Annotated in this window: 6 protein-coding genes and 3 pseudogenes; 2 read left to right on the plus strand and 7 right to left on the minus strand. The window is 37.7% G+C overall.

What is annotated here, in order from left to right:
• Nucleotide 1: 1 nt before the first annotated feature.
• Together D7322_RS27435 and D7322_RS27440 are read left to right on the plus strand one after the other, a co-directional pair.
• Entirely contained in the window at nt 2-1,573 is a 1,572-nt protein-coding gene (locus D7322_RS27435) for an EH signature domain-containing protein (RefSeq protein WP_121127360.1), read from the plus strand.
• Nucleotides 1,570-4,839 (plus strand): SNF2-related protein, encoded by a 3,270-nt coding sequence (locus tag D7322_RS27440; RefSeq protein ID WP_121127361.1) that lies wholly within the window; start codon nt 1,570-1,572, stop codon nt 4,837-4,839. The genes D7322_RS27435 and D7322_RS27440 overlap by 4 nt, the downstream gene beginning before the upstream one ends.
• Nucleotides 4,840-5,070: 231 nt before the next feature.
• Here the strand turns inward: D7322_RS27440 and D7322_RS29045 are convergent.
• From D7322_RS29045 to D7322_RS27475, 7 genes and pseudogenes are all read right to left on the minus strand, one after another.
• Nucleotides 5,071-5,265 (minus strand): annotated as a pseudogene (locus tag D7322_RS29045) (IS256 family transposase); the annotation flags it as partial.
• A gap of 96 nt (nt 5,266-5,361) precedes the next feature.
• Nucleotides 5,362-5,634 carry a transposase gene (locus tag D7322_RS27450; protein ID WP_121127362.1) on the minus strand — a complete coding sequence of 91 codons (273 nt, stop codon included), beginning with the start codon at nt 5,632-5,634 and terminating at the stop codon, nt 5,362-5,364.
• 68 nt (nt 5,635-5,702) lie between these two features.
• Nucleotides 5,703-5,909 (minus strand): annotated as a pseudogene (locus D7322_RS27455) (IS66 family transposase); the annotation flags it as partial.
• A gap of 128 nt (nt 5,910-6,037) precedes the next feature.
• Nucleotides 6,038-7,048: a site-specific integrase gene (locus D7322_RS27460; protein WP_121127363.1), complete on the minus strand. Its 1,011-nt coding sequence runs from the start codon at nt 7,046-7,048 to the stop codon at nt 6,038-6,040.
• Nucleotides 7,035-8,006 (minus strand): tyrosine-type recombinase/integrase, encoded by a 972-nt coding sequence (locus tag D7322_RS27465; protein WP_121127364.1) that lies wholly within the window; start codon nt 8,004-8,006, stop codon nt 7,035-7,037. Before D7322_RS27465 ends, D7322_RS27460 begins: the two co-directional genes overlap by 14 nt.
• The gene (locus D7322_RS27470) at nt 7,999-9,252 is read right to left on the minus strand and encodes a site-specific integrase (RefSeq protein ID WP_121127365.1); all 1,254 of its coding nucleotides are present in this window, start codon (nt 9,250-9,252) and stop codon (nt 7,999-8,001) included. The genes D7322_RS27465 and D7322_RS27470 overlap by 8 nt, the downstream gene beginning before the upstream one ends.
• A gap of 130 nt (nt 9,253-9,382) precedes the next feature.
• Nucleotides 9,383-9,781, minus strand: a pseudogene (locus tag D7322_RS27475) (IS66 family transposase); the annotation flags it as partial.
• Nucleotides 9,782-9,873: the final 92 nt, after the last annotated feature.

Here is a 9,873-nt window from a genome sequence, read left to right on the forward strand (position 1 = left end):
TATGCCAACAACGCAAGAAATATTACAATTTCATTTTTCACCTACTACATTTCAGCAGTCTGCGCAAAAGATTATTCCGATTAATCTTGCATCTTTGAACGACCACCGAATTGATAAACTTCAAAAAATAATAGAAGAAGTAGGAGCAGCCTCATTTTCATTTTCAGGTGACAATCTTATTCCACAAGTTTTTAGAAAATTTAAAAATTCCATCAATACGAATTTTGACCGTAGAGAATTAAGAACGCTTTCTTATTCTTTAAACTATTCAGAACAGAATTTATCAATCATTTTTCACAATGAGAATGAGCTAAAATATGCTTTGACGCTATTAGATACAAATTGGCGGGATTCATTTTTAGTGGGTTTGATTGATTGTTTTTTAAGGAATTGGGAAACTAAATACACGAAATCATTAGAGCAAATAGAACAATTCATTCTAAATAAATTAGAGAATTATTCAGGTAATAGAGGTACATTAATTTCTTTAAAAAATAATAAGCGATATTTCAATAAAAAAAATGGAGATTTGGTTTTAGGTGATACTATAGCTAAACTCAATAAATCCATTCAAGAAGCTACAAAAATTTTAGGCGTTCCAGAATCGTGGTGGACCTACAATTATTTTTCTAAAGTCATAGTAACTTACTATGAAAGAAACAAAAGCAATATATCAGCGGAAATTGATAACCTGAATGAAGTAATAATAAAACATAACAATTCCATTACCAATAAACGGTTGATTAGCAAAATCATTATTCAAGTCAACAAACCAGATTTTACTACATTACAAGACCAAATAAAAAAAATTGCTTTCGCGCAAATAGGTGACCCAAATAATATCTCGAATTGGAATATTTTTGACAATGCAACAGAAATTGAACGCAAAGAAATCACACAAGCAAGAAATATTCTGAATGAGTGGATAACCAAGCAATTCATTAATGTGTTTTTCAAAGTTTGCATCAACGATGATCGAAGAAAAAAGTTCTGGTTACGTTTTGTTTCAAAAATATCATCATTTAAGGTCTATGGTCCACTTCACACACAAAATATTCTAAAACGAGATGAAAGAGTAGCGGAATATGTAGAGTCAAGATTTGAAATTGTAACGAGCAAGAGAGACGTTTCAGCATTTATATTATTCATGGGAGATTATATGCTCATTGAGTTCAGCAACGAAGGCTATGCCTTTTACGCTTATAAAATCACCAGTCCATATAGACCAAGTTTAGACTTTAAATTAAATAGCGTGGATGATTTGCGTAATGCTTCAATGCCTATGGCTATTCAAAGTGATAATTACTACGATTATTTTAACGATGAAGGAAGATTAACACATCGAGACGGCAATCAGATTTGGGAAACAAAGTTTTATAGTTGGATGAACAAAAAGGTGTTAGGGGGAACTGTAATGAAAACAAATAGTCCAATCGAGGTTTCCGCAAAGGAGAGTATTGCAAAAAACTCAAATGAGCAATGGGAGACTTCTTCTAATTATTGGAGCACTAGAGAATTACCTGGCTACACGTATTCTAAGAAAAAAGATGCGTGGTACAAAAACAAATTATGATTTTAACACACACACAAGAGAAGAATACATTTTCCTTTTATTTCCTGAATAAATCGGGAAATAAAATTCCTGTTTCAGATTGGGAAAAACTACAATCAGAATTTTTATCACAGCTTGTAATTCTAACCGAGTTGCACGATAACGGTTTAGCAGATTACACGGACGACGCTTGTGAAGTTGAATGTCTTGATATTCTAAAGTTAAGCGAGATTGACAAACAAATATTGGACCTGCCTAGGAACTATCCGTATGAAATTTTTGTAGAATCAGACGGTGTTTTAACACAAAATACATTCAAGTTTAAATATGGATTTTATGATTTTGCACCAAACGGCACAAGATTAAGTACAACACGAAATGGCGCAAGATTGAAATTGGAAGAAAACGAATATTTACTTTCAGAAAACCAGTATTTGCTTTGCCAAGCTATTGACGAGTTCAACAATCTGTCCCATGGTGAAAAAGGAAATGTAACCAATCTTAAAAAACTATCTGAATTAAAAACGCTTTCAAAAGAAAGTGGATTGACCTTAGAGTATTTCCTAGTTAACCAAGAATTATTCATTCCCGAAAAAATAAAATTAGATATTGATTTCAACAACGGAATTTTTGAAATTATCCCAACCGTAGAAATTGACAACACAATTGGTTTTACCAACACATTTGACAAATTACCAATGATTCGTGACGTTTATCCAGTATCGGGAAATAATGGAGAAACAACAAGAGTAGTAATTTCTGAGAATCAGAAAGCTGAACTTCAAAAAATCAAAATAAATAGAAAAGTTTCAGACAAAGAGACAATTCAAAAAATCATAGAACATCCCGAATTATTTTTCAATAACGATGAAGTTGATTTTACTGTCTTTTATAGTGACAGAGTAAAAGAAATTGGCGTTTATATTCCAAAATTTTATCCTTTTGCAAGTCCTTACAAGTCGCAATGGATTCCCGGAATTGTAATAAAAGATAAGGTTCACGGAGAAAAGAAAATTTTTTTCAAGTCTCCTGAAAAACTTAATGAATTCATTGAACAAAAGGAAAAGGCTGTTAAAGTAAGGAAGCAAACCGTTGAATGGGAAAATGTAGAAATTCCAATTGAAGAAGCGGAAAAATTTATAAAAACGGCAAAAAGACAGTTTGAAAACCCCAATAGACCAGTAAAACAAGAAAAGAAAACTGATCTTGAAGTCCTTATTATCAAAGAAAATGCTGAATCAACAGAATTTATCCAAAACGGAGAGCTTATTAATAAATTTAATCTTACATACTCAGCTATTAATAATCTTTCGGGTGGTTTGAAATTAAAAAAGCATCAAATGACAGGTGTTGCGTGGCTTCAAACATTAATAAAAGAAAAGCAACCTGGAGGTTTGCTCGCTGATGATATGGGCTTGGGCAAAACCTTACAACTACTCTATTTCATAGAATGGCATAGCCAACATTCCGATGATAACAAGCCTTATTTGATTGTTGCTCCTGTCAGCTTACTTGAAAATTGGGAAAATGAATATCAGAAATTTTTCAATCCACAAAACTTACCATTGTACAAATTGTACGGAAGTGTTTCTCTAACAAAAGAAAATAGTCCTATTCAAAATCAACAAGACGCAAAACGACTACAGTTCAAGCAAATCATCCTAACCAATTATGAAACACTAAGGTCATACCAAATTAGTTTGGGTTTAGTTGATTTTGCAGTTATCGCATTAGATGAAGCACAAAAAATAAAAACACCTGGAACACTTATTACAAATGCAAGTAAAGCCTTGAAAGCGGACTTTAAAATTGCAATGACAGGAACACCTGTGGAAAATACATTGGTAGATATTTGGTGTTTAATGGATTTTGCAGTTCCCGGACTTTTAGGCAATGCCAAAGAGTTTGCAAAGGAATACCAAAAGCCTTTGAGCGATGAAAATACTGATATTAAAGTACTCACTGAAAAACTTCGTAGCAAGATTGGTGACTTTATTTTAAGAAGGTACAAAAAAGATGTTGTTGACTTACCTAACAAACACGACAATGCTAATTCAAGAATCAAAAGAGTAATGCCGCCAAACCAATTAGAGCGATACAAACAAGAAATTGAAATAGCAAATGATTCTGAACTGGAAGGAACAGATAAAAGAAATCAAAAACTAAAATCACTTTGGGCAATTAGAGATATATCCGACCATCCTTATTTGTTGGATAGCCAAATTCTAAAATTTACAAGTGATGAACTTGTTAAAAGCTCGTCCAAACTAGAAACAACTGTAGGGATTTTGGCAGACATACAATCTAAGAACGAGAAGGTAATTGTATTTGCAGACAGGCGAGAAACCCAAAAAATGTTGCAGAAAATAGTTTATGATATTTTTGGAATATTTGCAAGCATTATCAACGGAGATACGCCAACGACCAAGAAATTGGAGGGAAAATCAAAATTAAGCCGACAACAAACAATTGATCGTTTTCAGGACGAAGAAGGGTTTAATGTGATTATTATGTCTCCAATAGCCGCGGGCGTTGGTTTAAATGTTACAAAGGCAAATCACATCATTCATTATACAAGACATTGGAATCCGGCAAAAGAAGAACAGGCGACCGACAGAGCATACAGAATTGGGCAACAAAAGGATGTATTTGTGTATTATCCAATGGCTATTTTTTCTGATGACATGAAAGATGAAGAAGGAAACCGATTAAAATCCTTTGATGAAATTCTCGATATACTTTTGAATAACAAAAAAACATTGGCGAGTAATACTTTGTTCCCAACAGAACAAGCAGAAATAACACCCGATGAACTTTTTGGAAACATTTTTGGCGCAAAAACAGAAGGTAAAAATAAATCACTCACACTAACAGACATTGACCGGCTTTACCCAAACCTTTTCGAAGCGAGTATAGCCTCGCTCTATAAAAAACAAGGTTTTGACGTTTATCTTACACCCTATTCCAACGACAAGGGAGTCGATGTTGTAGTTTTAAAAAATGGAGAGAATTATCTTATCCAAGCTAAACAAACAAAGTCATTAGTCGGGAACGATGCGATACAAGAAATTTGCACCGCAAAACGATACTACGAGGACAAATTTAAGGAGCAATTTAAATTACTTACAATAACTAACAATGATTATAGTTCATCAGCTTCAATTTTAGCAAAGTCTAATGACATTAAGTTATTAAATCGAGGACATCTTGAGTGTTTAGTAAATCAAATCAGCATAAGTATACAAGATATTAATAAGATCGAATCACAACGAATGACAAGGGTATGATTCAGACTTCGGAAGCATGAATTTAAATATGAAAACAAAATACCCAAGATAGTAGGGTGTGTTTTGAGATTTAAAAGCTGTAAATATACACTGTTTCATAAAGTTTGTAAGTTATATGGATATACTTGAACAAGCTGACCCCTCAAAATTGAATTAGATTTAGGGATGCATATTGCGTTTAAGGCTGTTATTCAGGGAGTGTAACACCAACTGTGTCATTGGATTAAAAACTTAAAAACTTCTTTCCAGTTTGAGTCTATCCCCAAATCTAATATATAGTTGGGATATGGTCAAGCCCCAGTTATGTATTGGCATTGTCCATTTCTTAGAAATATCCTTAATAATCAGATACATCAGCTTCAATAAAGCCTGTTCAGAGCTAAAAGCTCCCTTGGATTTAGTAATCTTTCGTATCTGACGGTGTATGTCTCGTCCTTAAATAGCTTTACACCAAAATTGTAAAGAACATGGAAAATACTGTAAATGGTAAATAAGAATGGTTCTTCGCCAATTTTGATGCACTTATCCAGTTTGTGAAAGGCAGACCTTTCTTCTGAGCAATTCAAAACTCCCCTTACCATACATTTCACGTTTTTTATTCTTTAACCGGTTCACATTTCCTTCCACCAGTCCGTTGGTCCAATCATAAGTTATCGCATTTTTTACTGCCTGAATATCCTTTTCTAATCCATTACAAAAAGTATCTATTCTTTTGCGGCCAATTAATCGGCCATCTTTAATCCAAGTGTCCAATTGATCAGGGCATCCTCCTTTTAGAAGAGCGCTAAACTCTATGTAAAGCTTGCGTAAGCTGGATAGAAGTGAAACTTCACGAACTAGTTTATCAGTATCCGGCCTATGAACTACATATCAGTTGATTTCTTGAAGTTTTGTGGATAAAGATCCGTTAGATTTTTATGGTTTATGGAAGCTATATTCTGCAGGGCGTATTTTAGCCACTGAAATGGATTTACCTCGTGTTTTTTGCATATAGCGAAAAAAGAGTATATCATTGCTGCGCGCTGTGCTGCCTCATGGCTTCCTGCAAAGAGGTAGTTTTTACGACCCAGGTTATGTAAAGTTTTACATAAGCTAGGTTATGCATAGTTAGTGATTATGTAAAGCGCGCGACAATTGATTGGATTCCCGAGTGTTGCAGGTTGTTTTCATTGCCGCATCACTTTACATAATAAAGTCATCAAAAGTGTTTAAGCCAATCCATCAGATTGTCATTTGACAACCATACCGGTTCCTTTTCGGGAGTAACCGACGTGTAGGCTTTCTCAATTGCCAAGCGCTTAGCTTTTGAATCTGCCCTCGCATAAACCTCCGTAGTCTGAACGGAAACATGTCCAAGTATATCTCGGATATATACTAGATTGACGCCAGCCTGTAGTAAATGCATCGCTTTGGAATGTCGCAGTATATGGCAACTGATCTTCTCTGGTAAAAAGACTCCGCTTGTTTTTCTAGCCATATCTGCATACTTGATCAGAATATGATTTACGCCGGCCCGGGTGAGTTTGTCTCCACGGCTGTTAAAGAATAAGGGATGTTTATTATTACTCTCTTGATCTAGTCGATTTTCTACAATATATGGTTTCAATAACTTAACCTGTTCGTGCAACATGGGGACAATACGTGTCTTATTGCCTTTTCCTGTGATACGGATCGTATTTAATACATCCAATCTCAAACTGCACGGTGTAAGATCGATTACCTCCTGCACCCTCGCACCGGTATCGTACATGAGCGAAAGTAAAGCTAGGTCACGTCTACCTCTGACGGTGTGGATATCGGGTTGGTGTAACAACGCTTTTATCCCGTCCACGGTTAAGTAGTTCATGGGGACGGTTGCTTTACGTTTCATCGGGATGGATAGTATCTTCTGGTATTCATACAGGTAATCTGGTTGTTGATATTGGACATAACCGAAAAAAGCATGGATCGCAGCCAGCCTCGCATTTCTAGTTGAATTGCTATTTTTGCGTTCTGCTTGTAGCCAGTCAAGGAATTTGACCACTACACTTTGGTTGATGGCTTCCAAAGTAAGCTTATTCACCGATATGTTTTGCGTTGCCATGTAACCAATGAACAGTACGAAAGTATCGCGGTATGCACATACCGTATTCCTGCTGGCACCACGTTTGTGCACCAGATATTTGGTCAGAAAATCGGAGAGATATTTTGAAAAGTCAGTAGGTTTCATAGCCGATAGTATTAGGAAAGACATTAAAGCAGATCTTATCAACGTCCCTTAACAGATCTGGGTAAATAGTTGATACCAGTCTAACATAGTGATTGGTAGATTCTATCGTCTTGTGTCCCAAATAGGTGGATAGTATGGGTAGGGCACAATAGATATCGGTCCCGTGTTCGGCCATCATTGCCAATGAATGAACACTAAATGTATGCCGGAGTGCATGCAGCGTAGCGCCGCGCCTAGAACTGATTCCTGCGGTAGATAATAGCCGACTAAACCATCTACTGAGCGTATCTCGGGAGATGCGCCTGCCGTCGGGTGCAATGAAGAATCGGTCATCTTTTTTAAGATCGGCAGGCAACCGATCTCTGTAAAATGCATATTGGCTTAGTACTGCTGTTGTTGAAACAGAAAAAGGGATTACGCGTTGCTGTCCATTCTTGCTGTCGCGAACGATCAGGTACTGGTCTTTGAGATTAACGTCGGATGTGGATAAAGCTAAGGCTTCACCACTTCTTAAGCCGGTGGCATACAATAATCTCAGAAGGGCCGGTATGGCAAACATGGTATGCCGCATACCTTTGATTACCCGATAACTGTCAGCAGCGTCAAAAATTTTCTGCAATTCTTCATGGCTGTAGATATAAGGCACAAAATCCTGTCTAAAAACAGGCAGACGCGAGACATAGGAAAGGATTCCCTGTTCATTAAGAAACGATGCCAATAGATTGATGAGCACGGCCCGGTGATAATTGTAAGAACTGGACAAATCAGAACCCGCTTTTGACCAGGATTGCGAAAGCTCCGCTGTTATGCCCACTCGTGTTTCGCCACGCTCTATCGTGAAACGGTCGAAAACGCTAAAAATTGCTTCTTCCGTTTCCTGCTTAAAGCCAAGCTGCCGTTTATCGGCGAGGTATTGCTCTAGATACGGCGCATAGATACCAACAAATTTATTACGCATAGAAGTAGCCTCCTTTCTGCTCGTAAAATGTAACAGGCACAGATGACACGTCTAACATGCACTGTTTCATAGAGGCTAGGTCTATACGCAGATAATATCGGGTTGAAGCAGAGTTCTCATGGCCTAGCACCTCTGTGATCACAGGCATCACGGTATTTTGTTCTAACAACAGGCTTGCCAGACTGTGACGGAGTGCATGAGGGCCATACCTCCGGTGTTGTACATTGACACCAGAGGCGAGGAAGGCTTTTTGAACTGCGTGTGTGACCGAACTGGTGTATAGACGCCCGATCGGCGAACGGCCTGTCAAAAACACATATGGCTCACTGGATTTTGGTCTTGCGTATTTCAGATAGTCAATGATCGCCTCACCGACCTCAACCAAAAGCGGCAGCTGGAGCAGCCGTTCCGTTTTATATTGATTGAACGAGATAAGACACTCTTCCCAACGCAAGCTATCGAACTTAAGTCCACCGATATCGGATGCACGCATACCTAGCCTGCAAGCGAGTAGGACTATTGCATAATCACGTTTGCCACAAGGCCTGGAACGATCGATCGCAGAAATCATGCGCTGGATTTCATCAACATTATAAGTGGAAGGTAGACGTGCCTGCTTAATGTATTTATCTTTAGGTACCAGGATAGAGGTATCAGCCTTTAGCTGTCCTTGTTCAAATAGGTACTTCAAAAAACTACGTATGGCCCGCAGGGTCATATGGATTACACTTGGCTTTAGCCTGTTCAAGGTCTTGAGGTAATCAAGGATAACAACTTTGTTAACCTCACTCATTGCATATATGTTCTGGCCTTTAAGGTAGAATAAAAACCTACCAAGATAATGCTCGCGTTCTTTGGTGGTAGATGGCTTTAGTCTCATTGATTCCAGGTAACTTATGAATTCCTTCATCTGTATACCGATGACACCGTCTACTGCGAAGCGTTCTTTGGTGCTGACCAGTGTGCCGGTATCATAATACTCGCAAAGTACGTTGACAATCTTGACAATATCTTTGTTGCACTTGGAAAGTGTGGAATAATCAAACATGCCAAATGAATCGAGTAGGTATTGCTGCCCAATCTGCGAATTGAAATCCATGATCCCCTTTTTCGCTAATTGTCGTTGCATCTGCCGCCAATAAACGCGGTACCATTTGACGGTGTTCTTGGATCTCAGAAGTTTGTTCGAGAGTACTTCACTCGCATCAAGGATCAGTCGATCAAAGGTGTTTAGTATCTTACTCATAGTTGCTTTATTAATGGTTACGACATTGTGACCATTGATAAAACGTATGATTATGTAAAGTTCTTCTGAACAAACAAGCCTTATAAATGACTTCTGAGAAATTACTTTACATAATCACTAACTATGCATAACCTAGCGCAACTGGGCGAATAGCATTCTCGACAAGATTATTATCGATAAGCAGATTACCGTCATATAAGTATGCTGATAAAGCATCCCATCTTGCGTAAGCATAGCCCATGGCTTTACCGATCTGACTTTTTGGAAGTGTATTCTTGATCTCTTCAAAGATCCATTTGCCCATTTCATTGATTATAGGTAAGGATTCTTCTAGCCGCAGTTCCTTTATCTTTTCTGGAGAAAGATTATCCTGTTTTGCTTTTCGCTCGATAGCATATAGCTGCTGTATCATCAACAGGGCTTTTTCTGCTCTGGGTCTGTCATTATCCAATGCTTTTTCGAACTCACGGCGCGCATGTGCTAGGCAGGCCAGGTGTGTTACCTCTTTCTTTTTGGCATAGCTATCGTAGGCGGGTAAGAGGGCCCGGTTGCCCGAGCCTACTCCCCTAAGAACCGTGCGTGCAAGTTTCCCTGCACACGGCTCAAGTTATTTACAAGTCA

Source organism: Sphingobacterium puteale (genome assembly GCF_003627955.1).
Classification (GTDB): domain Bacteria; phylum Bacteroidota; class Bacteroidia; order Sphingobacteriales; family Sphingobacteriaceae; genus Sphingobacterium; species Sphingobacterium puteale.